This is a genomic window from Ensifer sp. EB106-03-01-XG145 (assembly GCF_058792075.1).
Genome location: NZ_JBYTEC010000016.1, coordinates 1 through 25,927, shown reverse-complemented (window position 1 = coordinate 25,927; position 25,927 = coordinate 1). Strand labels below are relative to the sequence as shown.

At 62.9% G+C, this 25,927-nt stretch carries 29 protein-coding genes; 12 read left to right on the top strand and 17 right to left on the bottom strand.

Features of this window, described 5'->3' with window-relative positions:
• Positions 1-283 precede the first annotated feature (283 nt).
• The 3 genes from mgrA (at position 284) to AC3WWH_RS26995 (ending at position 3,294) form a co-directional block, all read left to right on the top strand.
• Complete coding sequence (gene mgrA / locus AC3WWH_RS27005) at positions 284-1,312, top strand: L-glyceraldehyde 3-phosphate reductase (protein WP_058324209.1); 1,029 nt, start codon at positions 284-286, stop codon at positions 1,310-1,312.
• A 275-nt stretch (positions 1,313-1,587) separates the two neighbouring features.
• Positions 1,588-2,694 (top strand): TRAP transporter substrate-binding protein, encoded by a 1,107-nt coding sequence (locus AC3WWH_RS27000; protein ID WP_057254265.1) that lies wholly within the window; start codon positions 1,588-1,590, stop codon positions 2,692-2,694.
• A gap of 186 nt (positions 2,695-2,880) precedes the next feature.
• Positions 2,881-3,294, top strand: a complete 414-nt coding sequence (locus AC3WWH_RS26995) for a cupin domain-containing protein (RefSeq protein ID WP_058324210.1) — start codon at positions 2,881-2,883, stop codon at positions 3,292-3,294.
• A gap of 336 nt (positions 3,295-3,630) precedes the next feature.
• Here the strand turns inward: AC3WWH_RS26995 and AC3WWH_RS26990 are convergent, their stop codons facing one another.
• Together AC3WWH_RS26990 and AC3WWH_RS26985 are read right to left on the bottom strand one after the other, a co-directional pair.
• Entirely contained in the window at positions 3,631-5,421 is a 1,791-nt protein-coding gene (locus tag AC3WWH_RS26990) for a TRAP transporter large permease (protein ID WP_058324211.1), read from the bottom strand.
• Complete coding sequence (locus tag AC3WWH_RS26985; RefSeq protein WP_058324212.1) at positions 5,418-5,993, bottom strand: TRAP transporter small permease subunit; 576 nt, start codon at positions 5,991-5,993, stop codon at positions 5,418-5,420. Before AC3WWH_RS26985 ends, AC3WWH_RS26990 begins: the two co-directional genes overlap by 4 nt.
• A 356-nt stretch (positions 5,994-6,349) precedes the next feature.
• Here AC3WWH_RS26985 and AC3WWH_RS26980 point away from each other — a divergent pair, with 356 nt between their 5' ends.
• Together AC3WWH_RS26980 and AC3WWH_RS26975 are read left to right on the top strand one after the other, a co-directional pair.
• Positions 6,350-7,969 (top strand): glycoside hydrolase family 43 protein, encoded by a 1,620-nt coding sequence (locus AC3WWH_RS26980; protein WP_492377332.1) that lies wholly within the window; start codon positions 6,350-6,352, stop codon positions 7,967-7,969.
• A gap of 124 nt (positions 7,970-8,093) precedes the next feature.
• A complete protein-coding gene (locus tag AC3WWH_RS26975) occupies positions 8,094-8,495 on the top strand; it encodes an RcnB family protein (protein ID WP_058324214.1) in 402 nt (133 codons plus the stop codon).
• 294 nt (positions 8,496-8,789) lie between these two features.
• Here the strand turns inward: AC3WWH_RS26975 and AC3WWH_RS26970 are convergent, their stop codons facing one another.
• The 3 genes from AC3WWH_RS26970 to znuA form a co-directional block, all read right to left on the bottom strand.
• On the bottom strand, positions 8,790-9,002 hold the full coding sequence (locus AC3WWH_RS26970; protein WP_110878712.1) for a hypothetical protein: 213 nt from the start codon (positions 9,000-9,002) through the stop codon (positions 8,790-8,792).
• Complete coding sequence (zigA, locus tag AC3WWH_RS26965; protein WP_058324215.1) at positions 9,002-10,204, bottom strand: zinc metallochaperone GTPase ZigA; 1,203 nt, start codon at positions 10,202-10,204, stop codon at positions 9,002-9,004. The genes AC3WWH_RS26970 and zigA overlap by 1 nt, the downstream gene beginning before the upstream one ends.
• Positions 10,205-10,569: 365 nt before the next feature.
• On the bottom strand, positions 10,570-11,592 hold the full coding sequence (gene znuA / locus AC3WWH_RS26960) for a zinc ABC transporter substrate-binding protein ZnuA (protein WP_057254278.1): 1,023 nt from the start codon (positions 11,590-11,592) through the stop codon (positions 10,570-10,572).
• A gap of 184 nt (positions 11,593-11,776) precedes the next feature.
• On the opposite strand from znuA, the gene AC3WWH_RS26955 reads away from it, so the two are divergent.
• From AC3WWH_RS26955 to AC3WWH_RS26945, 3 genes are read left to right on the top strand one after another with little or no spacing between them, the layout of a single operon-like run.
• On the top strand, positions 11,777-12,682 hold the full coding sequence (locus AC3WWH_RS26955; protein WP_058324216.1) for an ATP-binding cassette domain-containing protein: 906 nt from the start codon (positions 11,777-11,779) through the stop codon (positions 12,680-12,682).
• Positions 12,675-13,505: a zinc ABC transporter permease subunit ZnuB gene (gene znuB / locus AC3WWH_RS26950; protein WP_058324217.1), complete on the top strand. Its 831-nt coding sequence runs from the start codon at positions 12,675-12,677 to the stop codon at positions 13,503-13,505. Before AC3WWH_RS26955 ends, znuB begins: the two co-directional genes overlap by 8 nt.
• A complete protein-coding gene (locus tag AC3WWH_RS26945; protein ID WP_057254283.1) occupies positions 13,505-13,900 on the top strand; it encodes a Fur family transcriptional regulator in 396 nt (131 codons plus the stop codon). Before znuB ends, AC3WWH_RS26945 begins: the two co-directional genes overlap by 1 nt.
• A 50-nt stretch (positions 13,901-13,950) precedes the next feature.
• On the opposite strand, the gene AC3WWH_RS26940 is transcribed toward AC3WWH_RS26945, so the two are convergent.
• The 9 genes from AC3WWH_RS26940 to AC3WWH_RS26900 all read right to left on the bottom strand — a co-directional run bounded on the left by AC3WWH_RS26940 (position 13,951) and on the right by AC3WWH_RS26900 (position 18,500).
• A complete protein-coding gene (locus AC3WWH_RS26940) occupies positions 13,951-14,481 on the bottom strand; it encodes a gamma carbonic anhydrase family protein (protein ID WP_058324218.1) in 531 nt (176 codons plus the stop codon).
• 77 nt (positions 14,482-14,558) lie between these two features.
• Complete coding sequence (locus AC3WWH_RS26935) at positions 14,559-15,245, bottom strand: fumarylacetoacetate hydrolase family protein (protein WP_058324228.1); 687 nt, start codon at positions 15,243-15,245, stop codon at positions 14,559-14,561.
• Between the two features lie 253 nt (positions 15,246-15,498).
• A complete protein-coding gene (locus AC3WWH_RS26930; protein ID WP_057254287.1) occupies positions 15,499-15,705 on the bottom strand; it encodes a hypothetical protein in 207 nt (68 codons plus the stop codon).
• Positions 15,706-16,050: 345 nt separating this feature from the next.
• Positions 16,051-16,287: a DUF982 domain-containing protein gene (locus tag AC3WWH_RS26925; RefSeq protein WP_082616090.1), complete on the bottom strand. Its 237-nt coding sequence runs from the start codon at positions 16,285-16,287 to the stop codon at positions 16,051-16,053.
• 197 nt (positions 16,288-16,484) lie between these two features.
• Positions 16,485-16,721, bottom strand: a complete 237-nt coding sequence (locus AC3WWH_RS26920; protein WP_093232960.1) for a hypothetical protein — start codon at positions 16,719-16,721, stop codon at positions 16,485-16,487.
• A 115-nt stretch (positions 16,722-16,836) separates the two neighbouring features.
• Positions 16,837-17,229 (bottom strand): hypothetical protein, encoded by a 393-nt coding sequence (locus AC3WWH_RS26915; protein WP_057254290.1) that lies wholly within the window; start codon positions 17,227-17,229, stop codon positions 16,837-16,839.
• A gap of 206 nt (positions 17,230-17,435) precedes the next feature.
• On the bottom strand, positions 17,436-17,726 hold the full coding sequence (locus AC3WWH_RS26910; RefSeq protein WP_058324219.1) for a hypothetical protein: 291 nt from the start codon (positions 17,724-17,726) through the stop codon (positions 17,436-17,438).
• A gap of 156 nt (positions 17,727-17,882) precedes the next feature.
• Complete coding sequence (locus AC3WWH_RS26905) at positions 17,883-18,005, bottom strand: hypothetical protein (protein WP_255570991.1); 123 nt, start codon at positions 18,003-18,005, stop codon at positions 17,883-17,885.
• Between the two features lie 111 nt (positions 18,006-18,116).
• A complete protein-coding gene (locus AC3WWH_RS26900) occupies positions 18,117-18,500 on the bottom strand; it encodes a hypothetical protein (RefSeq protein ID WP_058324220.1) in 384 nt (127 codons plus the stop codon).
• 291 nt (positions 18,501-18,791) lie between these two features.
• Between AC3WWH_RS26900 and dusA the strand changes: the two genes are divergently transcribed.
• Entirely contained in the window at positions 18,792-19,889 is a 1,098-nt protein-coding gene (gene dusA / locus AC3WWH_RS26895; RefSeq protein ID WP_058324221.1) for a tRNA dihydrouridine(20/20a) synthase DusA, read from the top strand.
• 267 nt (positions 19,890-20,156) lie between these two features.
• Here the strand turns inward: dusA and AC3WWH_RS26890 are convergent, their stop codons facing one another.
• A complete protein-coding gene (locus AC3WWH_RS26890; protein ID WP_034788487.1) occupies positions 20,157-20,369 on the bottom strand; it encodes a cold-shock protein in 213 nt (70 codons plus the stop codon).
• A gap of 664 nt (positions 20,370-21,033) precedes the next feature.
• Here AC3WWH_RS26890 and AC3WWH_RS26885 point away from each other — a divergent pair.
• Together AC3WWH_RS26885 and AC3WWH_RS26880 are read left to right on the top strand one after the other, a co-directional pair.
• Complete coding sequence (locus tag AC3WWH_RS26885; protein WP_093232964.1) at positions 21,034-21,675, top strand: J domain-containing protein; 642 nt, start codon at positions 21,034-21,036, stop codon at positions 21,673-21,675.
• A gap of 214 nt (positions 21,676-21,889) precedes the next feature.
• Positions 21,890-22,624: an LssY C-terminal domain-containing protein gene (locus AC3WWH_RS26880; RefSeq protein WP_058324222.1), complete on the top strand. Its 735-nt coding sequence runs from the start codon at positions 21,890-21,892 to the stop codon at positions 22,622-22,624.
• 58 nt (positions 22,625-22,682) lie between these two features.
• On the opposite strand, the gene AC3WWH_RS26875 is transcribed toward AC3WWH_RS26880, so the two are convergent.
• The gene (locus AC3WWH_RS26875) at positions 22,683-23,567 is read right to left on the bottom strand and encodes an NAD(P)-dependent oxidoreductase (RefSeq protein WP_063891529.1); all 885 of its coding nucleotides are present in this window, start codon (positions 23,565-23,567) and stop codon (positions 22,683-22,685) included.
• A 164-nt stretch (positions 23,568-23,731) separates the two neighbouring features.
• Here AC3WWH_RS26875 and AC3WWH_RS26870 point away from each other — a divergent pair, with 164 nt between their 5' ends.
• On the top strand, positions 23,732-24,085 hold the full coding sequence (locus tag AC3WWH_RS26870) for a winged helix-turn-helix transcriptional regulator (protein ID WP_245299245.1): 354 nt from the start codon (positions 23,732-23,734) through the stop codon (positions 24,083-24,085).
• A gap of 649 nt (positions 24,086-24,734) precedes the next feature.
• Here AC3WWH_RS26870 and tyrS read toward each other — a convergent pair.
• On the bottom strand, positions 24,735-25,927 hold a 1,193-nt coding region (tyrS, locus tag AC3WWH_RS26865), incomplete at its 5' end, for a tyrosine--tRNA ligase (RefSeq protein WP_492377329.1).

The window sequence follows — 25,927 nt, the reverse complement described above, 5'->3', positions numbered from 1 at the left end:
CCCCAACCTCCCTCATCCTCGCCCTTGTGGCGGGGATCCAGCGACACGACGTCTGTCGGGTCAAAAGACTATTCAGCCCAAGGACTTGGGCTGGCTGGATTCCTGTGACAAGCACAGGAATGACGGAGATTTTGGCTGGGGCAAAGCTTCCCTCGCGAGCGTTCGGTGATTAGAGATATCTTTGACAGCAAGCTTGGGTTTCCGTGATCACGGAAACCCTTCTCGTTTTGAGGGATGGTAGGTGCATGCCGCCATCCGGATACGGATCGCGGAGGATTGTGCGATGACCTGGCTACCGGCGGAAAACCGCTACGACATCATGAAGTATAACCGCGTCGGCCGCTCCGGCCTGAAGCTGCCGGCGATCTCGCTGGGGCTCTGGCACAATTTCGGCGGTGACACGCCGCATGACCGCAAGGTCGACATGTGCCGCACCGCGTTTGACCTCGGCATTACCCATTTCGATCTCGCCAACAATTACGGCCCGCCTCCGGGCTCGGCCGAGACCGCCTTCGGCGAAATCATGCGCACGGATTTCGCCCATCTGCGCGATGAGCTGATCATCTCGTCCAAGGCCGGCTACGATATGTGGGCCGGTCCTTACGGCGAATGGGGCAGCCGCAAGTACATGATCGCTTCCTGCGACCAGAGCCTGAAGCGCATGGGCCTCGACTATGTCGACATCTTCTATTCGCACCGCTTCGATCCGGAGACCCCGCTCGAAGAGACCTGTGGCGCGCTCGACCATATCGTGCGTTCGGGCAGGGCGCTTTATGTCGGCATTTCCTCCTACAATTCGCAGCGCACCCGCGAAGCGGCTGCAATTCTCAAGGATCTCGGCACACCGTGCCTCATCCATCAGCCGAGCTATTCGATGCTCAACCGCTGGATCGAGGACGATGGCCTGATCCACACGCTCGAAGATCTCGGCATCGGCTCGATCGTCTTTTCGCCGCTTGCCCAGGGCATGCTGACGACCAAGTATCTGCAGGGCATTCCGAGCGACAGCCGGGCGGCGCAGAACCACTTCCTCAAGAAGGACTTCATCCGCCCGGAGATCATCGACAACATCCGCAAGCTGAACGGCATCGCCGAAAAGCGCGGCCAGACTCTGGCGCAGATGGCGCTTGCCTGGGTGCTGCGCAACGGCCGGATCACCTCGGCGCTGATCGGCGCCAGCCGCTCCGAACAGATCGTCGATTGCGTCAAGGCGCTCGAAAACGACACGTTCACGGCGGAGGAGCTGGCCGAGATCGATCTCTATGCCCGTGAGGCCGATATCAACCTCTGGGCATCGTCGGCCGAACGCTAAGTTCTGCTGAAAACATTGATTTGCCTGCATTTTAGGCAAAATTGCCTGCTTTCCGGCGCATTAGACAAAAGTCGAATAAGTGCCGGAAAGCGCCTTCTGGACATGGTCCGGTGTTTCTGTAAGGTGCTGGAATGCCGGTCGATTGCGACGCCGATTTGCGTCGTTTCGGCAGGTTAACGAGGAGGAGCCACCGTCGCCCGGGAAGGGGCAGGGTGGATTGATGGGTGGTAGCGCTGATCGCGGCCGCCCTTTTGGCGAGAACTAGGGGAGGAACCATGGATCGCCGTTCATTTATCAAAAACGCAAGCCTCGGTGGCTTGGCCGCAGCGGGTGCTGCCGCGCTTGCAACGCCGGCCATTGCGCAGGCAAACCCCAAGATCAACTGGCGCCTGGCATCGTCGTTCCCGAAGTCGCTCGACACGATCTATGGCGGCGGTGAAGTGCTGGCGAAGCATGTGTCGGAAGCGACCGACGGCAACTTCCAGATTCAGGTCTTCGCCGCCGGCGAAATCGTGCCCGGCCTGCAGGCTGCTGACGCGGCGGCTGCCGGTACGGTCGAGGCTTGCCACACGGTTTCCTACTATTACTGGGGCAAGGACCCGACTTGGGCGCTTGGTGCCGCCGTTCCCTTCGCGCTCAATGCGCGCGGCATGAACGCCTGGCACTACCACGGCGGCGGCATCGATCTCTTCAACGAGTTCCTGGGAACCCAGGGCCTCGTCGGTTTCCCCAACGGTAATACCGGCGTGCAGATGGGCGGCTGGTTCCGCAAGGAGATCAAGACGGTCGCCGACATGCAGGGCCTGAAGATGCGCATCGGGGGCTTCGCCGGCAAGGTCGTCGAGAAGCTCGGCGTCGTGCCGCAGCAGATCGCCGGCGGCGACATCTATCCGGCGCTCGAAAAGGGCACCATCGACGCCGCCGAATGGGTCGGCCCCTATGACGACGAGAAGCTCGGCTTCTACAAGGTCGCGCCCTACTACTACTATCCCGGCTGGTGGGAAGGTGGCCCGACGGTCCACGCCATGTTCAACAAGGCGGCCTTCGACGGCTTGCCGAAGAACTACCAGTCGCTGCTGCGCACCGCTTGCCAGGCGACCGACGCGAACATGCTGCAGAAGTACGACTACCTGAACCCGTCGGCGATCAAGCGCCTGGTGGCTTCTGGTGCCAAGCTCAGCCCGTTCAGCGCCGAAATCCTGTCGGCCTGCTTCGACAAGGCGAACGAAGTCTATGCCGAAATGGAAGACTCGAACCCGACCTTCAAGAAGATCTGGGACTCGATCAAGGCCTTCCGCGGCGAGTACTACCTCAACGCCCAGATCGCCGAATACAACTACGACACCTTCATGATGATCCAGCAGCGCGGCGGCAAGCTCTAAGCTTTCGCCTGTTGCTGATGACAAAGGGCCGCTCGCAACGTCTGTTGCGGGCGGCTTTTCGTTTCGGCCGGAGGCCGCCGGCGTCCCGACGACCCTGCATTTCTGATCCCTACGCATGCGCAGGAGGCGCGGCACGGCAGCGGTTTCGTGGTATGGTTGCGGCCTTGATGAAAGGGAGAAGGTGCAATGCCAAGCGAAGGCCAATCGGTCGTGCTCGGTCCCCATCAGGGCCGCCGGTACGACATGGGTGCCATACAGGCTGTCTTCAAAGCCGATCGCCCGGAAACCCTAGGCCGCTTTTCGATCTCGGAATGGTGGCTCGATGCTCGGCATGAAGGACCCGGCGCTCACAAGCACGACGACAATGACGAGATTTTCTACGTCATCGAGGGCACCGCCAGCATCCTGGTCGGCGACACCTGGCACCAGATGGCCAAGGGCTCGCTCTGCGTCATCCCGCGCGGAACGATGCATGATTTCCGCAATGAGAGCGCATCGCGCATGGGTCTGCTCAACGTCTATGTCGGCGGACCGTTCGAGGAGATGATGCCCATGATCGTCGACTGGTATCGCGACAATCCGGCGAAGCGGCTGGAGTGAGTGGCATCAGCAATCGCTCAGGTGGACGGACGGCACAAAGGGCTGCTCTTTGGCTGAAGTCAAAGTCGGAAGATGATCTCTCGGCGAGGGGGGTATTCCACTCCCCTCATCTTCGCCCTTGTGGCGGAGATCCAGCGAGCCGACGTCTGTCGGATCAAAGACTCTTTAAGCCCAAGGACTTGGGCTGACTGGATTCCTGTGACGAGCACAGGAATGAGGGAGGTTTTGGCAGGCACCAGCGCCTCTCGGCAAGCTTCCGATGATCGGATGCATCTTTTCGCCAAAATAGAAGGGCGGCCCTTTGCGGGGCCGCCCTCTGTCTGTCTGCCGGTCGCCCTACTTGAACGAAGGCGGCTGGCTGAGGTCGTTGGACGGAGCCGTCTGGGGCTGGGCGCCCGAGCCGCCGTTCTGATCGGCAGGCTTCTGGTCGAGCGGGCTGCCGCCTGGAAGCTGCAGGCCGCCGGGAAGGCCGAGGCCACCGCCATTGTCCGGAAGCGTCAGGCCACCACCCGGTGCAAAGCCCGGCACCTCGATCTTGATCGTGTTCGGATCGACGCCCGTGCCGGTTCCCTTGTAGTGCATGACCATTTGCGGGAACATGATCGTCAGCGCCACCATCACAATCTGGATGCCGACGAAGGGGACCGCACCCCAGTAGATCTGCCCGGTCGTGACGGGCTGGATCGTCTTGCCGGTGATCTTGTCGAGATAGGGCACCTTTGCCGCGACCGAGCGCAGATAGAAGAGCGCGAAGCCGAAGGGCGGATGCATGAAGCTCGTTTGCATGTTGATGCCGAGCAGAACGCCGAACCAGATGAGGTCGATGCCGAGCTTGTCGGCGGCCGGCGCCAGGAGCGGCACGATGATGAAGGCGAGCTCGAAGAAATCCAGGAAGAAGGCCAGGAAGAAGACGAGCAGGTTGACGGCAATGAGGAAGCCGGTTTCACCGCCCGGCATCGCTGTCAGCAGGTGTTCGACCCAGATGTGGCCGTTGACGCCATAGAAGGTGAGCGAGAAGACGCGCGCACCGATCAGGATGAACAGCACGAAGGCCGAAAGCCGGGTCGTTGCCGTGAGCGCCCCGCGCACCACGTCCATGTTGAGACGGCCCTTGGCGGCTGCCATGATCAGCGCACCGACGGCGCCCATCGCGCCGCCTTCGGTCGGCGTCGCGATGCCGAGGAAGATGGTGCCGAGGACGAGGAAGATCAGCGCCAAGGGCGGGATCAGCACGATGATGACCTGCTGGGCAAGCCTCGACATTGCGTTGATCTTCAGACCGCGGTCGATAAGCGCGACGACGTAGATGACGATGACGCCGACGGTGCCGCCGAGGATGTCGGCATTCTCGCCCTGGGTCGGGTAGAGATAGACGTGGGCAGCATACGCGATGCCTACCGCCACCGCCAGCGCAACGGCGAGCGACGTGACGCCGGAACCGAGCGTGCGGGCTTCCAGCGGCAGGGCCGGCATCGAATCGCGCCGGATGAAGGTCATCAGCAGGATGTAGACCATGTAAAGGCCGGTCAGCACGAGGCCCGGGATCAGGGCGCCGGCGTACATGTCGCCGACCGAGCGGCCGAGCTGGTCGGCAAGAACGATGAGCACGAGCGATGGCGGGATGATCTGGGCAAGCGTGCCCGAAGCCGCGATGACGCCCGAGGCGACCTTCCGGTCATAGCCATAGCGCAGCATGATCGGCAGCGAGATCAGGCCCATGGCGATGACCGAGGCGGCAACGACACCGGTGGTGGCGGCAAGCAGCGCGCCGACGAAGATCACCGCATAGGCGAGACCACCGCGGATCGGGCCGAAGAGCTGGCCGACGGTGTCGAGCAGGTCTTCGGCCATGCCCGATTTCTCGAGCACGATCCCCATGAAGGTAAAGAACGGGATGGCGAGCAATGTGTCGTTTGACATCACCCCCCAGAACCGGTCCGGCAGTGCATTGAGCAGCGGCCAGGAAAGATTGATCGAGTCCGACAGCGGCGCGAGCTCGACGCCGATGATGAAGAACAGCAGGCCGTTGGCGGCGAGCGAGAAGGCGACCGGGTATCCCAAGAGCAGGAACACGATCAGTGACGCGAACATGATCGGCGCCAGGTTTTCAGCAATGAATTCGATCATGGACGGGTCTCCGGAGACACGACATCGTCAAGCGGCGCATGGGTCGGCACATAGGGTGTCGGGTCTTCCATGTTTCCGGTCATGATCGCGATCTTCTTGATGATTTCCGACACACCCTGGAAGGCGAGCAGCAGGAAGCCGACAAGCAGGATGGCCTTGGCCGGCCAGATGATCAGGCCGCCGGCCGAGGAGGAGACCTCGCCCGAGACGTAGGACATCTTCACGTAGGGGAAGAGGTAGTAGAGCACCAGGAGAACGAAGGGCATCAGGAACAGCAGGTGTCCGAGCAGATCGATCCAGTGCTGCACGCGACGCGAGAACTGGCCGTAGACCACGTCGATACGGATGTGTTCGTTCTGGCTGAGCGTGTAGGCGGCGGCAAACATGAAGGCGGCGCCGAACAGGTACCATTGCGCCTCGAGCCAGGCGTTCGACGACATGTTGAAGATTTTTCGGATCACGGCATTGCCGGCGCTGACGAGCACTGCCGCCAGGATCAGCCATGAAACGCTCTTTCCGATGAATTCCGTGATCGTGTCTATTAATCGGCTGAAGCCGAGCAAAGCTCTCATCGATTTCCTCCCCGCGATGGCTCTTATGGTTCTTGTGCCAAGCACAGCCAGAGTGCCGATTTCAAGCGCGCGTTCAAGTCCGAGGTACGATTTTCCCGTGTAGTTCGGCCGCCTCCGACTAAAGTAGAATAAGCTGTCCCGGCGCTCTGCCCATTGTTTGTGCAAACCCGTACCGCTTCGTCGGTCTGAGCATGAGCGGACGGTTCTGGGCAGGTGGTCAGCTGTGCGAATCGGTGTGGAAAGACGGCCATAGAGAGGTGCTTGAACGTCTTACTGCAACGTTGCAGTCTTGAAATCGTATGATTTTTGAGATCGGATGTGCGCACCAACGGAGGACGCCGAAACCCATGACTGCCATGATCCGCAACCCGATCCTGAAGGGGTTCAATCCGGACCCTTCGATCTGCCGCGTCGGCGACGATTACTACATCGCGACCTCCACCTTCGAATGGTATCCGGGCGTGCAGATCCATCACTCGCGCGATCTGGTGAACTGGCGGCTCGTGCGTCGGCCGCTGGAGCGGGCAAGCCAGCTCGACATGCGCGGCAACCCGGATAGCTGCGGCGTCTGGGCGCCGTGCCTGTCCTACAACGACGGGCTGTTCTGGCTGGTTTACACAGACGTCAAGCGCTTCGACGGCAACTTCAAGGACGCGCACAACTACATCGTCACGGCGGAAGCGATCGAGGCGACCTGGTCGGATCCGGTCTACGTCAATTCCTCCGGATTCGATCCGTCGCTCTTCCACGACGACGATGGCCGCAAGTGGTTCCTCAACATGCAGTGGAACCACCGCACCGAGAGTTTCGGCGGTTCGCCCAAGCATCCGGCTTTCGACGGCATTTTGCTGCAGGAGTGGGACGAACGTACACGCAAGCTCGTCGGTCCGGTGAAGAACATCTTTGCGGGCTCGGCGCTCGGCCTGGTCGAAGGGCCGCATCTCTTCAAACGCAATGGTTGGTACTACCTGACGACGGCGGAAGGTGGCACCGGATATGATCATGCCGTGACCATGGCGCGGTCGCGCACGATCGATGGTCCCTACGAGATGCATCCGGATACCTACCTGATCACATCAAAGGATCACCCGGAGGCGCCGCTGCAGCGTGCCGGCCACGGACAATATGTCGAAACACCTGATGGTCAGGCCTATCACACGCATCTCTGCGGCCGGCCGCTGCCGCCGCAGCGTCGCTGCACGCTCGGCCGCGAGACGGCGCTGCAGAAATGCGTCTGGCGCGACGACGGCTGGCTCTATCTCGAAAGCGGCGGCCCGGTGCCGGAAGTGCTCGTGCCCGCTCCAGTTCAGGTCGAGCGGATACCGGCAGCGACCGTCGTAGAGACGGATTTCAACGACAGTGCGCTGCCGATCGAGTTCCAGTGGCTGCGCACACCGCAGCCGGAGCGGATCTTTTCGCTCGAATGGCGGCCCGGGCATCTCCGGCTCTTCGGGCGCGAGAGCATGGGCAGTTGGTTCGAGCAGGCGCTGGTCGCCCGCCGACAGGAACATCACGCCTTCCGCGCCGAGACGACGGTGGATTTCAAGGCCGAAACCTATCAGCAGGTCGCGGGCCTGACGCAGTACTACAATCGTCACAAATTCCACGCGCTCGGCGTGACGTGGCACGAAAAGCTCGGGCGTGCGCTGACCATTCTCTCATGCCCCGGCGATTTCCCGCATGGCCGGCTGGAGTTCCCTGTCGGCAGCGGCATCGCCATTCCGGATGGGCCGATCGACCTTGCCATGGAGATCCGCGACAACGATCTGCAGTTCTTCTGGCGGGAGGCGGGTGCCGAGGATTGGCGCGCGATCGGCCCGGTTCTCGATGCGGGCGTCGTTTCGGACGAGGGCGGCCGCGGCGAGCATGGCTCGTTCACCGGTGCTTTTGCCGGGATGTTCGCCTTCGACACGTCGGGGGGCGGCAAGCCGGCCGATTTCGACCATTTCCGCTACGTCAGCCTCGCAGCAGATTGATGATGGCACATTAGGGATATGGAATAAGCGACGGATATCATTGCATATTTGTAATGTAGAGTTTCATATTCGGTTCAGGAGGCGGGGCCTATTTTCCGGGTGCAGACAACGAAAGGACACCCGAATGAAACGTCTCCTGATCGCGCTCGTCGCCAGCTCCGTTCTGATCGCGCCGGTCGCGGCACTTGCCCAGCCGGCAGGATCCTTCGAGGTGGCGCAGAACTATGACCGCTCCCGCCGCCCAATCGACCGGAATGGCGATCGCCAGATGGATCGTCACGTCGACCGCCACGTCGACAAGCACGTCACGATCGAGAAACGGGTGATCGTCAAGAAGAAGGAACGCTGGGCGCGCGGCCATCGCCTGTCGCCGGCCGACCGCCGCCACATGGCCCAGGTGCGCGACTATCGCTATTACAAGCTGCGTCCGCCGCCGCGCGGCCAGCAGTGGGTGCGGGTCGACAACGACTTCCTGCTGATCAGCCTTGCAACCGGCGTCATCGTCGGCCTGGCGACGGCAAGGTGAGGATAATCTTCTGGCCAGGGGCGGCGGTTGCGCCGCCCCTGGCCAGCAATGGCATTTCTATCATTCTGAGGATGCCCCCGGACGCCTGGCGCCGACCAAGACCTCCCTCATCTCTGTGCTCGTCACAGAGATCCAGCCGCCGTGCGTCGGCACGGCGAAAGGAATGCTGGACGCCTGGAGTTTTCTCGCGCCGCCGACGCGGCGCGGCTGGATTCCTGTGACAAGCACAGGAATGAGGGAGGTTTTTGCGGCTGTTGCACTTCACAAGCGCCTCTTCGAGTCTTGTTTGCCCCTTCACTTGGCGCGCACCGCTACCGTTCCGAGGGTCGGCGAGTATTCCCGCTCTCCGAACAACATGCCTTCGATCTCGCCCATTGGCTCCAATGCCTCTTCCTCCCCAGCCGTTTCCCCTAAGAACGGATCGAACATCGGCACCGGCCGCCCGGCGGTGTTGAGCGCCATGCACATGAAGCGCGGCCGACGCGGAATTGGCGCGGCCTCTGCCATCAGGCGGCCCGCGGCGACCAGTTGGCGAAGGGATCGGCGAGATCGCGCCAGCGCTCTGGTTGGAAGGCTTCGTCGGCGATGAGGCAGGCGTCGAGTTCGGCGCGAATCTCTGTCTCGCTCATCGGATCTGCGCCGATGAAGACGATCTCCTGGCGTCGGTCGCCCCAGACCGGATCGATATAGGGACCGACAGCCTTCAGGAAGCCAGGGTCGCGCGGCCATTGCTCCTTCGGCACCGCGGACCACCAGAGGCCCATCTTGCCGGTTCTGACGAGCGGACCCGCCTGGCTGATCTCGCCGACATAGTGCGGCCGGGTCGCGAGCCAGAAGAAACCCTTGGCCCTGAGCACGCCCGGCCAGGAGCGATTGAGAAAAGCCTGGAAGCGCATGGGATCGAGAGGCCGGCGGGCGCGATAGACGAAGGAGTGGATGCCGTATTCCTCTGTCTCCGGAACATGATCCTTGAAACCGTGCAGTTCCTTGTACCAGAGGGGATGCTGCTCGGCCTGGACGATATCGAAGCGGCCGGTTCCGAGCACATCGCGCAGCTTGACCTTGCCGAAATCGGTCTCGATCAGCTGCGCATCGGGATTAAGGCTGACGATGATCTTGCGGGCGGCGTCCAGCTGCTCGGGCGTGGCGGTGCCGATCTTGTTCAAAACGACGACATCGGCGAATTCGATCTGCTCGACAAGCAAGTCGACGAGCGTGCGTGTATCGCCTTCACCCGCCGTCTCACCGCGATCGGCAAGGAAATCGAGCGAGGAATAGTCCGCGATCAGGTTCACGGCATCGACGACGGTGACCATCGTGTCGAGGCGGGCGACATCGGCCAGGCTCTCGCCGTCCTCGTCGCGAAAGTCGAAGGTGGTGGCGACGGGCAGGGGCTCGGAAATGCCGCTCGATTCGATCAGCAGATAGTCGAAGCGGTTCTGTTCGGCGAGGTTGCGGACCTCCTTCAGCAGATCGTCGCGCAGCGTGCAACAGATGCAGCCATTGGTCATTTCCACCAGCTGCTCTTCCGTGCGCGAGAGGCCGGCGCCGCCGTCGCGCACCAGCGCCGCGTCGATGTTGACTTCGCTCATGTCGTTGACGATGACGGCGACGCGCAGGCCGTCGCGGTTGGAAAGCACGTGGTTGAGCAGCGTCGTCTTGCCGGCGCCGAGGAAGCCGGAGAGAACGGTAACGGGAAGCTTTTCCATCGATTGTTTCCTGTATGTTATATCGTTACGATTGTTGCGGGTAAAAAAGGCGAGCACGATCGCCCGCTTCAGCCTGCTGACAAAGCCGCCTCCGATCGGGAGGGCCCGCCGATGAAGGCAGGGTCAACACCTCCGTCATTCCTGTGCCTGTCACAGGAATCCAGCTGGCCCAAGTCCTTGGGTCGAAAGAGTTTTTTTACCCGACGGACGTCGGGTCACTGCATCCCGCCACAAGGGCGAGGATGACGGAGTGTGGGATAACCGCTCGCAAGCATGCCATCTCACGCTTTGCCAGCGGAGCGAGGCGGGCGCTCCCCACATTCGAGAGAAGCGAACGCCCGCCTTTGCCGTCTTGGGAGGACGGATCAGCTTGCCGAGGCGAGGCAGGTTTTCAGCGATGTGCCGATGTTTTCCATCAGCTGGAAGTAGAGATCCGGGCCGGCGTCGAGCGTGCCGGCTTCCGGGTCGAGCGTGCCGGATTTCGCCGGCGTTCCTTCGATCACCACATTGATCAGCTTCGGCTCGAACTGCGGCTCGGCAAAAACACAGGTCGCACCTAGCTCCTTGATCTTGGCATGGATCTGGGAAAGTCGCTCGGCGCCCGGCAGCACTTCCGGGCTGACCGTGATCGAGCCGGCGACGCGGACCTTGTAGCGGTGCTCGAAATACTGATAGGCATCGTGGAAGACGACGAAGGGCTTGTCTTTCACCGGCGCGACCGTTTCGGCAAGCTTTGCATCAAGGTCGTCCAGCCGCTTGTTCAACGCCTCAAGATTGGCCTTGTAGGCGCCGGCATTGTCCGGATCGGCTTCGGCGAGCGTCTTCTCGATCTCGGCAGCCATCGCCTTGGCATTCACAGGGTCGAGCCACATGTGCATGTCAGTATCGCCGTGGCCGTGCTCATGATCATGGCCGTGATCGTGCCCGGCGGCCGCTTCCGGCGCTGCGGCGTCATCATGCTCCGTTTCGCCTTCCGCATGCTTGTGGCCTTCGTCGCCGTGTCCTTCATCGCCATGGTCATGCGCCTCAAACGCGCCACCCTCGCGGAATTTCAGCTTCTCGAGGCCTGGCGCTTCGCTGAGTTCCACCACCTTGGCGCTGCCACTCAGCGCGTCGAGCGGCTTGTCGAGGAAGGCTTCAAGGCCGGGGCCGACCCAGAAGACCACCTTTGCCGCCTGCAGGGCAGAGGCGTTGGAAGGTTTCATGTTGTAGGTGTGCGGCGAAGCGGCGCCCTCGACAATCAGCGACGGTTCGCCGACGCCCTGCATGATCGAGGCGACGAGGGAGTGGATCGGCTTGATCGAAACCACCACATTGGGACCGGCCGCGATGGCCGGTGCGGCGAGAAGCATGGTGGAGGCAAAAAGCAGGGCGGAAGTCGATTTCATCGGGTTCTCCGGGCTTGAATGGCGCGCCTGGCCCTATCGACCGGGCACGCTGTCGGGCATGCAAAGCATCGATGCAACAGGCCATTGAAGGGCTTGAAGCAATCATGTAATGTTATTACATCAATTGCGTTATGCTATAACGTGTGCGATAGCCAGTGGCAACCATCCAATCCGGAATTTTTTCATGCTGAATTTCCGCTCCCCAGACACGTTGCCGTTGGTCAATCTCAGCAAAACCGGCGTGCGCCGCAACGGCCGCTGGCTGGTGCGCGGCGTCGAGTTCTCGATCAGCCCGGGCGAGATCGTCACGCTGATCGGGCCGAACGGCTCGGGCAAATCGACGACGGCAAAGGCGGCGATCGGCGTGTTGAAGCCGGATGAGGGCTATGTCGAGCGCAAGCCGGGCCTGAAAGTCGGCTACGTGCCGCAGAAGCTCGCCGTCGACTGGACACTGCCCTTGACGGTCGAGCGGCTGATGACGCTGACCGGCCCCTTGAAGGGCAGGGAGATCGAGGAAGCGCTTTCGGCGACCGGCGTGCTGCATCTGGCGAAAGCTGAAGTCCAGCATCTGTCGGGCGGCGAGTTCCAGCGGGCGCTGCTTGCCCGTGCCATCGCCCGCAAGCCCGACCTGCTCGTGCTGGACGAGCCGGTGCAGGGCGTCGATTTCAGCGGCGAGATTGCGCTTTACGAACTGATCAAACAGATCCGCAACCGCACAGGCTGCGGCATCCTTCTGATTTCGCACGACCTGCACATCGTCATGGCCGAGACCGACACGGTCGTCTGCCTGAACGGTCACGTCTGCTGCCGCGGTACGCCGCAGGCCGTCAGCCAGAGCCCGGAATACCAGAAGCTCTTCGGTAGGCGGGCGGCCAATACGCTTGCGGTCTACAGCCACCACCATGACCATACCCATCTGCCCGATGGCCGGGTGCTCCATGCCGACGGCTCGATTACGGAACATTGCTTCCCCGGCGACGGCCACCACCATGACGACGAGGAAAACGTGCACGACCACGGCGAGGATTGCGGCTGCGGCCACCACACGCGGCTGCATGGCTATGACGCGAAGGAGAAGCGCGATGCTTGACGATTTCTTCGTGCGCGCGCTGATCGCCGGCATCGGCATCGCCGTCATGGCGGGGCCGCTCGGCTGCTTCGTCATCTGGCGACGCATGGCCTATTTCGGTGACACCATGGCGCATTCGGCGCTGCTCGGCGTGGCGCTATCGCTGCTTCTCGAGCTCAACCTGATGCTCAGCGTCTTCATCGTTGCCGCCGTCGTCTCGGTGCTGCTCCTCTTCCTGCAGCGGCGAGGGGCGCTTTCGACCGATGCACTGCTCGGCATCCTTTCGCATTCGGCGCTCTCCTTCGGCCTCGTCATCGTCGCCTTCATGACGTGGGTGCGCATCGATCTCGTCGGCTTCCTCTTCGGCGACATTCTCGCCGTCTCGGAATCCGACATCGACATCATCTGGGGCGGCGGCATCCTCGTCATCTTCGCCATCGTCTATCTCTGGCGGCCGCTCTTGGCGTCCACCGTCAATCCGGAACTGGCGGAGGCGGAGGGGCTGCAGCCCGAGCGCACGCGGCTCTTCTTCATGCTGCTGATGGCGCTTGTCATCGCGATCGCCATGAAGATCGTCGGCATCCTGCTCATCACCTCGCTGCTCATCATCCCGGCGGCGACTGCGCGGCGGTTCTCGACCTCGCCTGAGGTGATGGCGGTGCTTGCCTCGGTCATCGGTGCGCTTGCGGTTACCGGCGGACTTTTCGGTTCGCTGCACTGGGATACGCCGTCGGGACCGTCTATCGTCGTTGCTGCGGTTGGGCTTTTCGTTCTGAGTCTGCTACCGATCGGCCGCCGCCCGATCGAGGCAGCGCACCATTCCACGCCCGGAGGACACCACTGATGGCGACGCCGCAACTGACCAAGAACCAGACGCTGGTGATGGATGCGCTCAGCCATTCCGAAGGGCCGATGAGCGCCTACACCATTCTCGACAAGCTGCGCGATCATGGTTTTCGTGCGCCGCTGCAGGTTTATCGCGCGCTCGACAAGCTGCTCGAATACGGCCTCGTGCACCGGCTGGAGAGCCTGAACGCCTTCGTCGCCTGTAGCTGCCCGCATGATCACGAGCACGACCACGGCGTCACCGCCTTCACCATCTGCGAAGGCTGCGGCCAGGTGACGGAGTTTCATGACGAGGCGATCGAGCAGCGGCTTTCGACGCTGACGCGGGCGCAGAACTTCAAGACCGAGAAGACCACGATCGAGATCCGCGGCCATTGCCAGAGCTGCGTGTAAGTTCGGTCCCGCCAATCAGGGCGGACCGCCTTTTCGGATTGGCCTGGGGTTCAATCCAGCCGGGTGAGATCGGAGGCGTAGCGCCGCCAGTTCTTGACGTAGTGCGCTGCCGAGCGCTTCAGCCCTTCAACAGCAGCGTCGTCCAGCGTACGGATCGCCTTGGCCGGCGCGCCGACGATCAGCGAATTGTCCGGAAACTCCTTGCCCTCGGTCACTAGCGCATTGGCACCGACCAGGCAGTTGCGGCCGATCTTGGCGCCGTTGAGCACCGTCGCACCCATGCCGATCAGCGAGTTCTCGCCGATGGTGCAGCCGTGGATGATGGCACCATGGCCGATGGTGCAGCCTTCGCCGATCGTGACCGGGAAGCCCGGGTCGACATGGATGACGACGTTTTCCTGGATATTGGTGCGGGCACCGAGCCGGATCGGCTCGTTGTCGCCGCGCAGCGTCACGCCGAACCAGATGCCAACCTCGTCGCCGATCTCGACCTGTCCGATGACGTTTGCGTCCGGGGCCACCCAGTAGCCGCCGTTCGGCGGGGTCTGCGGGCGAAGCGATCCAAGGGCATAAAGCGGCATCGGCAGATATCCTTCGTGTCGTCTGAAATGATGGGGTGCCAGGAAGTGCGCGTCACGCCGTTCCTGGCACAATTTTTCTAAAGGACGCTAACCGCAAGCGCCGCGACGCCGTCGACGCCGCAGGTGACCTGGTCGCCGCGCACGACGGCACCAACGCCCGACGGCGTGCCGGTCATGATGACGTCGCCGGGAGCCAGCGTGAAGAGCTTGGAGAGCTCGGCGATCACTTCCGGCACCTTCCAGATCATCTGATCGAGATCGCCCTGCTGGCGCATTTCGCCATTCACCTTCAACCAGATATTGCCGTTGACCGGGTGGCCGATCGCTTCGGCCGGCACGATCACCGAGACCGGAGCGGAATGTTCGAAGGCCTTGGCGGCGGCCCAGGGCTTTCCGGCCTTCTTGGCCTCGGCCTGCAGATCGCGGCGGGTGAAGTCGATGCCGACGGCATAGCCGTAGACGCAATCCAGCGCATCCTCGACGGCGATGTCGCTGCCGCCGCGCTTCAGCGCCACGACGAGTTCGACCTCGTGATGGACGTCGGCGGTCAGCGGCGGATAGGGGAAGGCGCTACCGGCGGCAAGCAGGTTATCCGGATTCTTCTGGAAGAAGAACGGCGGTTCGCGGTCCGGATCGTGACCCATCTCGATGGCGTGGGCAGCATAGTTGCGGCCGACGCAATAGACCCGGCGAACCGGAAAGCCGACCAGACTGCCTGAGATCGGCAGCAGCACGGGAAGCGGAGGAGGGATGATAGTTTCCATGATCGTCCGGTCTTGGGCGTCCATCGGTCTCAACGGACAGAAAGATCGCTGCGCGTTTGATAGGCGCTCGCCGTCGACCGAGTGCGGTTTCGAGCGAGGCAGGGAAGAATCCGGACGTTACTGCATAAATCCGCGAATCGGAATCGATCCGATGAAAAATAAGACGAAGGTTTGAGAAGGATTTTGGGACTAAAGCGCGCCCGGATGGGCGCGCGAGATCACGGCAGCCGAGAGGATGCCGTGAGCGGCAAACTCAGGCGCAGTGTGCGTAGGCCTGAAGCTGATCGCGGGTCAGGAACCTGCCGTCGGAACGCGAATTGAGCTCCGGATGGCTGTATTCGAGACTGGGAACTTGGGGAAGCTCAAGGGCCTGGCGCACCGTCATGATACCGACGTCACGGCGGCCACCTTCACGCTTCACGCTGACTTCAACGATGCGATAGAGATTGCTCTCGCTCATATGTTCTCTCCCGTATATCGTTTTCTATCGTTTTTTTTAAATTCCCTTGCGGGGAATAAAGCGCTCCGAAATTGGTTTTTGTGAGGCACCTCAGAATATAGCCGGAAGAAGTGAAGGCTTCACGACAGAAATCGGGCCGTTTCTGGAAAAATCATGCATGATTGGGCGATAATGCGCCGAAATGATGCGGTTTTTGGGCAAATGCCCGGTATCTGAGCCGTTCGTCGACGGGTATTGGGTCTGCGGCTTCAACTAAGCGGCTTCAACTAAAACGTCATCTTGCGCCCGCCGCTGGCGAGCGTGCGCCGCTTCGTGCGGCGGGATACGGTCCGGCGCGGTTGCGCCTCAGTGAGCGTCCAGTTCGGCCTCTTCGGCAGCCGATATGAACAGCGTTCGCGCCTCCTCGGCCGTGCGGCGACCATCGATTGCGGCGCGGCAGGCACTGCGGGCGGCAACATAGAACGGCCCGCGGCGGGGCCAATGGTCGGCAAGGCAGGCGAGCGCGTCTGAGGGGCCTTTCACGGTGCGGCACATGCCGCCAACAAAGTCGAGCTCGATCGGCTGTTTCCAGACTACTTGCATGCGTCTCCTCCTCGAGATCATCTCAATGAATGTCGGCACTGCGGCTGTCGGCCCCCTGGCTCCTCTCAAGCGGCATCGACAGTCGATCTTGCTAATGTAGCGCAGGAGGAGGGATTTGTAAGCAGCTTTTCCGTGTTTGATCAGCGCGCTGCACGCGCTGGCGGCGTGCGGCGATGGCCGAAAAGGACGCCACGACCCTAAAGGGAGACGTCGTGCCGCAGGCGCTCGGCAAAGGCGCGTCCTGCAAGAAGCAGGTGCATCTCGTTGGTATTGCCGGCAAGGTAGTCGTCGATCAGCATGCGGGCATGGCGCCGCGCCCGTTCGCCGTCGCGTGCCCAGCCCTGTTCCCGGCAAAGCTCGTCGAAGACACGTTGCAGCCTCTCCATGTCACCCTTCGACAGGGCAAGGCATTGTGTCGCTCGCAAAGGGGCCACCTGTTCCTCCCGCAGCACCCATTTCCCCGCCCGGCACTATGGCAGAACGCAAGCGAATTTGACCCCTTGGGAATGAGGGGTTCCAGTGGTCTAGCGATTAATCGGAGATCGGCTATCAGGCCGCGGGCACGACGCGGTCGACCTTGGTGCGGCGACCGCCTTCCTCGATGCGATAATAGTCGGGGCCGATCTGCGCATACTGGTCGCAGCGCCGCCCGCCGTCCTCGAAGGTGATGCAAACCTCGTCGCCAGTGATCGTGTAGCTGCCGCCGTCGCGCACCTCGTAGTCGCGATAGCCGTAGCGGCCGTCGGCGTAGAAAGTGGAATTGACGCCGTTGAGGTTGTAGCGCAGCGTCTTTCCGACGAGGAAGGCCTGGAGCGCGTCGCCGGAAAGCGTCGGTACGGAGGGGGCAGCCGGTCTCGGCCTTGCGACTTCAGGCGCCTCCAACTCCATCGACTGGCATCCGGCCAAGAGAAGCGTGAGCAGTGCCGCGATCGCGCGTTTCATGCCGTCCGTCCTTTTTCCTGTCAACTGTATCGATACAGGGGGCACTGCCTTACCGTGCAAATCCTTAGTTCGGAATCGATTGATGGGCGAAACTAGGGAGCAGGTTCCTGGACAGCGACCGCTGGCATCTCGATAGACGCGCGGCGCTGTAATCGCCTTCGGTCGCTTCTGTCAAGTCCAGGAAGCGGTGGTGACGGCGGATCGCGTCACGCGTCGTGCCGCGCGGGCGGGCCTGCGAAGTAGAGAAAGAGATTGGCGGACGCCTGCGCGCCGGCCATCGCCGCTTCGCCAAAAGAGCTCGCATCCGTTTCGTTCTGCCAGGCGGCCTTGAGATCGGCGAGGCAATTGGCGATGGAATCGACGATCGCCTGTTTGTCTCCGGCCTGCATGACGAGAGCCGCGACCGTCGCATTCAGGATCGAGAGTTGCCCGAGCCGGGCCGCGTCGCCATGGAGGCGCAGCTCTTCATTGCTCATTTCGTCCGGGGATTTCGACATCGCGTGATTCCTTCGCTTGCTGGTTGCGGCGAAAGGCGATCATTTGCCGACGAAGAAGGCAAGTTGGCCGGAGTTCGGTAAGCGGTTCGGTCCGGCGTTGGTCCTTCAAATACAGGCAGGCGGCCCTGGCCGCCTGCCTCACCCAAAAGGGGTATCTCAGAAGATACTGCCGGCCACTGCCGCGGCAACCGTGGCGGCCAGCGCCGCCAGAAGGAACGCTGCCCCTATGACGGTCGCTATTGTCCGCCGGCGCCGTGCGCCGCTCCAATCGTAGCTCATGTCTTCGCTCCGACGACGATCATGTCAAAGCGGAACAATCGGAGATTCTGCTTAACAAAAAGGAAACCATGCTGCCGGCGGGGGACCACCGCCGCCTTGGTGTTGATGCCATCAGCCCCGTATCGCAAGGAGTTCAGGGAAGTCGTAGTAGCGTAGTCTCTTGTCACCGCAGCGGGAATCATTCGTGCTCGCGTCGATGATCTGCCCATCGCGCCAGGCGTAGCCACTCATTTGCAGCCGATGCTGGAACCGGGTTTCCCTGAAGCGGACGCAGAAGGCATAGATCTTGGCATCGGGATTGAGCAGCACCACGCTCGAGATCTCGGCCATCTTGAACTGGGCACCCTTGGCGCCAACGCCCCGCGCCAATTTCACATAGGCATTGCGCATGGCTGCCGACGGCGGCTTTTGCGACGGCACAACGGAGTCTGGCGCCGGCGGCTGGCAGCCGGAGAGCGCAAGAGCGGCCAGTGCGAGAGAGAGGTATTTCAGCATTCGTTGTTCCCCATGTGTCGTTGCCGCGCAGGTTGTACCCGGCGGGTCGCGCGGCTGCAATATCAATCGGATAGGGGCCGTCATGCGGCTATCACCGCATTGCAGGGGGCGAGAATCGGGGGATGGGCCGTGTCGTTCGAGACGGTCTCGCATTCTTCGGCGTTGCACTGTATAAGGCGCCGTCCCATCTGGGGGCTTTGGCGCCAATCGGGCGCCAGTGCTGCAAATCTGCCGTGAGTGCTACATTGTAGCGCCGGCGCGCAAAACCAGAATAACGAGAGCTGATCGAGCATGGCAGAAGGCCGCGCACAGCCCGGAAATCCGGGCAACCGTCACTATTTCAACGCCCCGGTTTTCGCCGTGGCGCCTATGATCGATTGGACGGACAGGCACTACCGGTTCTTTGCGCGGCAACTGTCGCGGCATGCGCTGCTCTATACGGAGATGATCGTCGCCGATGCGATCCTGCGCGGCGACAAGCAGAAGCTGCTCGGTTTTGATGCTTCCGAGCATCCGGTCGCGCTTCAGCTTGGCGGCAGCGATCCCCGGAAGATGGCGGAGGCGGCTGTTATCGCCGAAGACTTCGGCTATGACGAGATCAACATGAATGTCGGCTGCCCGTCGGACCGGGTGCAATCCGGCACCTTCGGTGCCTGCCTGATGCAGGAGCCGGAGACGGTCGCTGCCTGCGTTGCGGCGATGAAGGCGGCGGTCAAGATCCCGGTCACGGTCAAATGCCGCATCGGCGTCGACGATCAGGACCCGGAAGTGGCGCTGAGGGTGTTCGTTGAGCAAGTGGTCGCGGCCGGCACCGATGCCGTCTGGGTGCATGCGCGCAAGGCCTGGCTGCAGGGGCTGAGCCCGAGGGAAAACCGCGAGATCCCGCCGCTCGACTATGGTCTGGTGCATCGGCTGAAGCAGGAAAATCCCAATCTTTTCATCGGTATCAATGGCGGCCTTCAGACGTTGAGTCAGGCGCTTGAGCAGTTGCAGCATCTGGACGGCGTCATGCTTGGCCGTGCGGCCTATCACGACAGCGCCATGCTGACGGCGGCGGATGGGCATTTCCCGCATCCGCTGACCGGGGCCACGCCGGCTGCACAGGAAGCCGGTGCGTTCTCCGAGCGCGGCCATCGCCTCGATCTCGATTTCTGGGCGGATGTTCGTGACGTGATGGCGGATTATGCCGCCGCGCATATCGCCAACGGCGGTCGCCTGATCCACGTGACGCGGCATATGGTCGGCCTGTTCCAGGGCTGGCCGGGCGCGCGGCGCTATCGGCAGTTGCTTTCCGCCGACGCGACGCGCAAGGGCGCCGGGCCCGAAGTGATCCACGCTGCCTTCGACGCGGTGTTCGAGGCCATGGCGGCCAAGCAGGCGGCGGAATAGGGTCGGCTAGCGCCTGAGGTTTCTTCCCTCATTCCTGTGCTTGTCACAGGAATCCAGCAGCGCCGCGTCCGCGGCGCAGAAGAGGACAGAGGTCAATAGTCGTCGGGGGAGGTCTCGCCGCGCCGACGCGCGGCGGCTGGATGCCTGTGACAAGCACAGGCATGAGGGGAGCAGAAGTCGTGCCTTCCAAAACCTCGTGCCCCGAACGAAAACGGCGCCCCTTGCGGAGCGCCGTTTCCAAATGAATGTCCGACTGGACGATCCGGCTTAGGCAGCCTGGATGTTGACGGCCTTCGGGCCCTTGCCCATGCGATCCGGCTCGGTGTCGAAGGTGACCTGCTGGCCATCCTTGAGCGTTGCGAGGCCAGCGGCCTGAACGGCGGAGATGTGTACGAACACGTCCTTCGCGCCGCCATCCGGCGTGATGAAGCCGAAGCCCTTGTCCTGGTTGAAGAATTTTACGATGCCCTTGGTGGCCATGGAAGAAGTCCTTTTCCTTCAGTCAATTTGCGTTGCCCGCGCCCCCGAGGGGATGTGGGCATCTCGTCTTCCGCTTGCAAGCGGAAAGGCGTCGAGTGGTCACGATATCGGGGAAAAGACGTCTACGGTGCCGATGCCGGCGGTCCGGCACGAAGCCGGGCGCAGTTGAAAGTCCAGTCTCCGGGATAGAAATCGCCCGAACGGCGCAAGAAGTGACAGGATTTGCAGAAAAAGGCAAGCGCCTTGTACGACGCATCAAGGCGCGGAGTGTCAGGCTTTGCAAGGCTTTGGCCGATTTCTCGCCACTCCATTCACGCCTCCGGCAGAAAAATCGGGGACGGTCCGTTTCTCGACACAATTTCGTCCCGACCGCGACCGAACGTGCGCGCCGCCGACGGGGCCGGTCGCGGATCGCAGCGGATGCTGTCGTTGCGCTTGGCCGCGTGCCTAAGGCTTGCACATCCTCGGGATAACGCGCAGGCTTTACCGAAGGTTGGTTCCGTCTTCGCTGGCGATGGCGTAGCCACTGGCAAAGGCGACGGGCCGACATTCCGCCTGGAGCGGACGAAGGTCGCCTAGCCTGGACGATTAAGTCGCCTTGGCCGGGCGATAACCGGGAAGACTGGGCGAAGTGTCGCCCAGAGGGCGAAGTGTCGCCCAGAGAATGCGCCGGCTGGCTCGACCGGGTGGCGGAAATGACAGACGAAGTGGGGACAGCGTGATCGACCCTTACGAATTGCTTGGACTGGAACGCGACGCCGACAATCAGGCGATCCGCAGCGCCTATCGCAAGGCGGCGAAATCCGCGCATCCGGATTCCGGCGGCGATCCCGAACAGTTTGCGCGGCTGCAGGTGGCCTATGAGCTGCTCAAGGATCCCGTGCGCCGCAAGGTCTATGACGACACCGGCTACGATCCGCAGCTCGCCGATCCGCGCGACCTCAAGGGGCTGATGATGCTGGAAACGCTGGTCAACGAGTTCATTCTCGACGAGCGCGAGCCCGGAACCTTCGATCCTGTCGCCGCCATGCGGCGCAAGCTCTCCGACGATATCGTCAAGAGCCGCTTCCATATTCTCGAGCTCGAGCGTCACCGCGCCCGCGTGCGCAAGCACCTCGACCGCCTCGGCCGCCGGCCGGAGACCGACGTGCTCGGCTCGATGCTGCGCGCCCGCTCGCGGTCAATCGCCGAGGCGATCAAGAATGCCGACGAGCAGATCAAGACGATAGAGCAGGCCTATGAGATGCTGGAAGGCTACAGCTACGAGTTGGAGGCGCTGGAGATGAAGGCGCACGCGGCGGAGTAAGGCGCCGCCTCGGGCGCTGTCGCGTTCGTTCTGGCTTTGCGACGAAAGGCATGGCCGCGCCTGATATGCGGCTGCCGGCTCCCTGATCGCCGATCCTGCTGTCGGCGGCGTTCGCCTACGCGCCGCCGCTGTGCAGCCGCCTCTGTCGGTGTCATACTCTCTCCCTGTCCCTGGGGCCGGGACCTCCGCCGAGCCTGGAGCGAAGGAGAGTGGCATGAGCCGTCGCTTGAACATGCGCGTTGCCTTTCTCCTTCTGGGGATCGTGCTCGCCGCCTACCTCGCGGTCAGCTACTTCCTGGTCCCGGAGCTATGGCTCTTCCACGATGACCGCCGGAAGGTTCCGCTCAATCCCATGGTGACATCCACGGAGCAGGGCATTCCCGGTGATCCGATCAATGTCGGGCTGGTCGGCACCAAGGAGCAGATCATCCGTGCCTTTAACGCTGCAGGCTGGGATGCCGCCGACAAGGTCACGCTGCGATCGTCCGTCGACATCGGCCTCAGCGTCGTGCTCGACCGCCCGGATCTCGATGCGCCTGTCAGTCCGCTGTTCTACGAGGGGCGCAAGCAGGATCTGGCCTTCGAAAAGCCGGTCGGCCGCAGCGCCGACCAGCGCAACCATGTGCGCTTCTGGCAGACCGCGACGCCTGCCGAGGGCGGTGGCCCGCTCTGGCTCGGTTCGGCGAGCTTCGACCGCGGCGTTGGCTTGAGCCACGACACCGGCCAGATCACCCACCACATCGGTCCCGATCTCGATGCCGAACGCGATCTGGTGATCGGCGACCTCAACAAGGCCGGACAGGTGTCGCGGACCTATGAAATCCCCGGCGTCGGTGCCACCAAGACCGGCCGCAACGGCGGTGGCGACCCCTATTTCACCGACGGCAAGGCGCTGGTCGGTGTGCTCAAGCCGGCAGCAGTTGGCAGCGGCGCGGGGATTGCCAAGTGAGGCTCGGCGGCTCGTGCTGCCTCGCCTTGTGGAGCCAGCCCCCAGCGCGCCTTTCGACTTACGCCGGCTGCCCCATGAACTGCGACAGCGATGCGAAATCGTCGTGCAGGTGGCCGGCCTCGATCGCCCGGCGGAAGATCGCCTCGTATCCCCCAGTGATCGTGCGGTCGATGCCGCGGGCTTCCATCAGGTCGACCAAATGGTGAAACGCGCTGTAATGCGGCGATACGGACGAGAGCGTTTCGGCATCAGCGTCATAGCGCCCGGCGGCGCTGCGTTTGATGAGGTCGGAGACGAGCCCCTCGACCACCGGCGCCGTCGCCGTCCATTGTCTTGCGAGCACGCCGAGATCGATCGCCTCGGCCCGGCAAACGGCGATCGACTGCAGCGCACCGAACAATGCGCCCCACATCAGCGCCAGCACGGCGCTGTCGAGCGCATTGGCGAGGCCCGGATCCTCGCCGATGAACTGGACATTGCCGCCGAGGGCGCCGAGCACGTTACGGCCTTCCTCGAAAACAGCTGAAGGACCGGAGACAAGCAGCGTGCCCGCTTCGGTGCCGATGAAGTCCGGCGTCGCCAGGATCGCGCCGTCGAGATAGCGGGCACCCTGCCGCTGCGCCCAGCCGTGCGCCTCGCGGCCACCATCGGGCGTGCCTGACGTGAGTTCGATGATCAGTCTGCCCTCGAGGGCACCGGCGACCTCCTTGTCGCGCAGAAGGCTTTGCGTCGCCTGGTAGTCGCTGACATTGACGATGACGACCTGCGATGCGGCGACCGCATTGCGCACGCTTGCCGCCACCTCGGCCCCGGCGGCAGCGAGCGGCGCCGCCTTTGCCGGCGTGCGGTTCCACACCGTCGTCGGGTGCCCGGCCTTGAGAAGCGCATGCGCCAGCGCCGATCCCATGCGCCCCATTCCCAATACGCTGATTGCAGGTTGCATTCCCAGTCTCCATATCCATGGCGCGGGAAGGGCGCCTGCACCCTTATCCCGCCCTGATTTCCACAGCGACGCGGTTGTCGTCGCGGTTCAGACGTAAGGTGGGCGGCCCGGGTCGCAATACGCACCGGATGGTAAGTGCTTACCGCGACGTAAGGGAGGATGACGTGACGACAGCAATGGAAAACTGTGGCTTTGCCACCGCGCTCAGGGCGATCGAGGGCAAGTGGAAGGTCGATATTCTCTGCGAACTCGGCAAGGCCGCCCGCCGCTTCGGACGCCTGCGCCAGGCGATCCCTTTAATCAGCGAGAAGATGCTGGCGCAGCAGTTGCGTGAATTGGAGGCCGACGGCCTCGTCAGCCGCACCACCTATCCGGAAATCCCGCCAAAGGTGGTGTACGCGCTGACCGAACGCGGCGCGGCGCTGAACGTGGCGGCGGCGGCTCTCTGCAAGTGGGGCGAGGAATTTGGCGGCGATAACAAGGTGCGGCCGGAGGCGAGGGTGGTTGCTGCGGGCTGACCGGCGGTAGCGTCGCCCGGGTGAAACAGTAGCGGCACCCGCAAACGCGCGCGCCTTTGGGCACGCCCTTATGACCGCGCCCTTATGACCGCGCGCTTGTGTCCACGCCCCTGAGCACCTCCCTCCGGAGCGGCGATCTTAGCGGTCACAGCCCGCTCGCCCCTCATCTCTGTGCTTGTCACAGAGATCTAGCAGCCGCACGTCCGCGCGGCGGGGTATGCCGAGCCGGCACGCTGGGTGCTTGCGCATTCGGGGCAACGCATCCCCTCGCGCCGCCGACGCGGCGCGGCTGGATTCCTGTGACAAGCACAGGAATGAGCGAGGTGGTGACGCGGCCGCGGCACTTCGTCAGATGCCGTTGTGACGCCGAATCTTGTGGCTCCGGGTGCCCGAGATTTCCTGCGCCTGCGGAATTTTCATCCCTGGAATCCGGTTCCCTTGGGGCAACGATCTTCGTAGCGGCAATCCTGTCCACCCTCATCTCTGTGCTTGTCACAGAGATCCAGCCGCCGCGCGTCCGCGCGGCGAGAGATCCCGAGCCATAACGAAGACTTTCTCGTATCGGTCGGCGCATCCCCCGCCGCAGCGCGGCAGGGGGATGCCTGTGACAGGCATGGGAATGCGCGCGGTGGGACGCGTGATCGCCGCGCTACTTCACCACGGCATGGCGCTTGCGGCCAAGCGAGAGCCGAACCGGATGCTCGCCGAGTGAGACGATTGTCTCCGCATCCTCAACGACTTCTCCGTCCAGGCGGACACCGCGCCCGGCGATTGCCCGCCGTGCCTCGCCCTTCGATGAGGCCAGTCCTGCCCGCACCACGAGGTCAACGAGACCTATGCCCTTCAGGCGCTCGGCATCACTCAGCACGACCGTCGGCAGCCCCTCGGCCGCTTCACCTTCGCCAAAGGCCTGCCGCGCCGTCGTCTGCGCCCGCCGGGCTGCCTCCGGCCCATGCGCCAGCGTCGTTGCCTCACTGGCGAGGCGCTCCTTCACCGCGTTGAGGTCCGCGCCCTCGGTGCGACCCAGCCTTTCGATCTCGTCGAGCGGAAGATCGGTGAACAGTTTGAGGAAGCGCACCACATCGGCATCCTCGGCGTTGCGCCAGAACTGCCAGTAGTCGTAGGGCGATAGGCGGTCCTCGTTCACCCAGATGGCTCCGGCCGCCGTCTTGCCCATCTTGACGCCCGAGGCCGTCGTCAGAAGCGGCGTGGTCATGCCGAAGACCTCCGCGCCCTCGATGCGGCGCACCAGGTCGACGCCACCGACGATGTTGCCCCACTGGTCGCCGCCGCCGAGCTGCAGCCGGCAGCCGGTGCGGCGGAACAGTTCGAGGTAATCGACCGCCTGCAGGATCATGTAGTTGAACTCGAGAAAGCTCAGGTTCTCCTGCTGCTCCAGCCGCGTCTTGACGCTGTCGAAGGAGAGCATGCGGTTGACGGAGAAATGTTTGCCGACGTCCCGCAGCATGTTGATCCAGGCCATCCGGTCCAGCCAGTCGGCATTGTTGACCATGAGAGCATCGCTCGGCCCGTCGCCGAAGGTCAGCAGCCGCTCGAACACTTTGCGGATGCCGGCGACATTGGCTGATATCTCCTCCTCCGACAGCATAGGCCGCGCCGCCGAGCGAAAACTCGGATCGCCGATCCGCGTGGTGCCGCTGCCGATCAGCACGATCGGCTTGTGGCCCGCCTGCTGCAGCCGCCGAAGCGCCATGATCGGCATGAGATGGCCGACATGCAGACTGTCCGCCGTCGCATCAAAGCCGGATGCCTCTAAAAACCTCCCCTTCAGCCGGTTTTCGTGATTCAATCCGGCCTGCGTGATTTGCAGGGAACGGATGA

Excerpts from the sequence above, each read along its gene's own strand:
- mgrA (WP_058324209.1), top strand. The coding sequence starts at position 284 with ATGACCTGGCTACCGGCGGAAAACCGCTACGACATCATGAAGTATAAC.
- AC3WWH_RS27000 (WP_057254265.1), top strand. The coding sequence starts at position 1,588 with ATGGATCGCCGTTCATTTATCAAAAACGCAAGCCTCGGTGGCTTGGCC.
- AC3WWH_RS26995 (WP_058324210.1), top strand. The coding sequence starts at position 2,881 with ATGCCAAGCGAAGGCCAATCGGTCGTGCTCGGTCCCCATCAGGGCCGC.
- AC3WWH_RS26990 (WP_058324211.1), bottom strand. The coding sequence starts at position 5,421 with ATGATCGAATTCATTGCTGAAAACCTGGCGCCGATCATGTTCGCGTCA.
- AC3WWH_RS26985 (WP_058324212.1), bottom strand. The coding sequence starts at position 5,993 with ATGAGAGCTTTGCTCGGCTTCAGCCGATTAATAGACACGATCACGGAA.
- AC3WWH_RS26980 (WP_492377332.1), top strand. The coding sequence starts at position 6,350 with ATGATCCGCAACCCGATCCTGAAGGGGTTCAATCCGGACCCTTCGATC.
- AC3WWH_RS26975 (WP_058324214.1), top strand. The coding sequence starts at position 8,094 with ATGAAACGTCTCCTGATCGCGCTCGTCGCCAGCTCCGTTCTGATCGCG.
- AC3WWH_RS26970 (WP_110878712.1), bottom strand. The coding sequence starts at position 9,002 with ATGGCAGAGGCCGCGCCAATTCCGCGTCGGCCGCGCTTCATGTGCATG.
- zigA (WP_058324215.1), bottom strand. The coding sequence starts at position 10,204 with ATGGAAAAGCTTCCCGTTACCGTTCTCTCCGGCTTCCTCGGCGCCGGC.
- znuA (WP_057254278.1), bottom strand. The coding sequence starts at position 11,592 with ATGAAATCGACTTCCGCCCTGCTTTTTGCCTCCACCATGCTTCTCGCC.
- AC3WWH_RS26955 (WP_058324216.1), top strand. The coding sequence starts at position 11,777 with ATGCTGAATTTCCGCTCCCCAGACACGTTGCCGTTGGTCAATCTCAGC.
- znuB (WP_058324217.1), top strand. The coding sequence starts at position 12,675 with ATGCTTGACGATTTCTTCGTGCGCGCGCTGATCGCCGGCATCGGCATC.
- AC3WWH_RS26945 (WP_057254283.1), top strand. The coding sequence starts at position 13,505 with ATGGCGACGCCGCAACTGACCAAGAACCAGACGCTGGTGATGGATGCG.
- AC3WWH_RS26940 (WP_058324218.1), bottom strand. The coding sequence starts at position 14,481 with ATGCCGCTTTATGCCCTTGGATCGCTTCGCCCGCAGACCCCGCCGAAC.
- AC3WWH_RS26935 (WP_058324228.1), bottom strand. The coding sequence starts at position 15,245 with ATGGAAACTATCATCCCTCCTCCGCTTCCCGTGCTGCTGCCGATCTCA.
- AC3WWH_RS26930 (WP_057254287.1), bottom strand. The coding sequence starts at position 15,705 with ATGAGCGAGAGCAATCTCTATCGCATCGTTGAAGTCAGCGTGAAGCGT.
- AC3WWH_RS26925 (WP_082616090.1), bottom strand. The coding sequence starts at position 16,287 with ATGCAAGTAGTCTGGAAACAGCCGATCGAGCTCGACTTTGTTGGCGGC.
- AC3WWH_RS26915 (WP_057254290.1), bottom strand. The coding sequence starts at position 17,229 with ATGAAACGCGCGATCGCGGCACTGCTCACGCTTCTCTTGGCCGGATGC.
- AC3WWH_RS26910 (WP_058324219.1), bottom strand. The coding sequence starts at position 17,726 with ATGTCGAAATCCCCGGACGAAATGAGCAATGAAGAGCTGCGCCTCCAT.
- AC3WWH_RS26905 (WP_255570991.1), bottom strand. The coding sequence starts at position 18,005 with ATGAGCTACGATTGGAGCGGCGCACGGCGCCGGCGGACAATAGCGACC.
- AC3WWH_RS26900 (WP_058324220.1), bottom strand. The coding sequence starts at position 18,500 with ATGCTGAAATACCTCTCTCTCGCACTGGCCGCTCTTGCGCTCTCCGGC.
- dusA (WP_058324221.1), top strand. The coding sequence starts at position 18,792 with ATGGCAGAAGGCCGCGCACAGCCCGGAAATCCGGGCAACCGTCACTAT.
- AC3WWH_RS26890 (WP_034788487.1), bottom strand. The coding sequence starts at position 20,369 with ATGGCCACCAAGGGCATCGTAAAATTCTTCAACCAGGACAAGGGCTTC.
- AC3WWH_RS26885 (WP_093232964.1), top strand. The coding sequence starts at position 21,034 with ATGCGCCGGCTGGCTCGACCGGGTGGCGGAAATGACAGACGAAGTGGG.
- AC3WWH_RS26880 (WP_058324222.1), top strand. The coding sequence starts at position 21,890 with ATGAGCCGTCGCTTGAACATGCGCGTTGCCTTTCTCCTTCTGGGGATC.
- AC3WWH_RS26875 (WP_063891529.1), bottom strand. The coding sequence starts at position 23,567 with ATGCAACCTGCAATCAGCGTATTGGGAATGGGGCGCATGGGATCGGCG.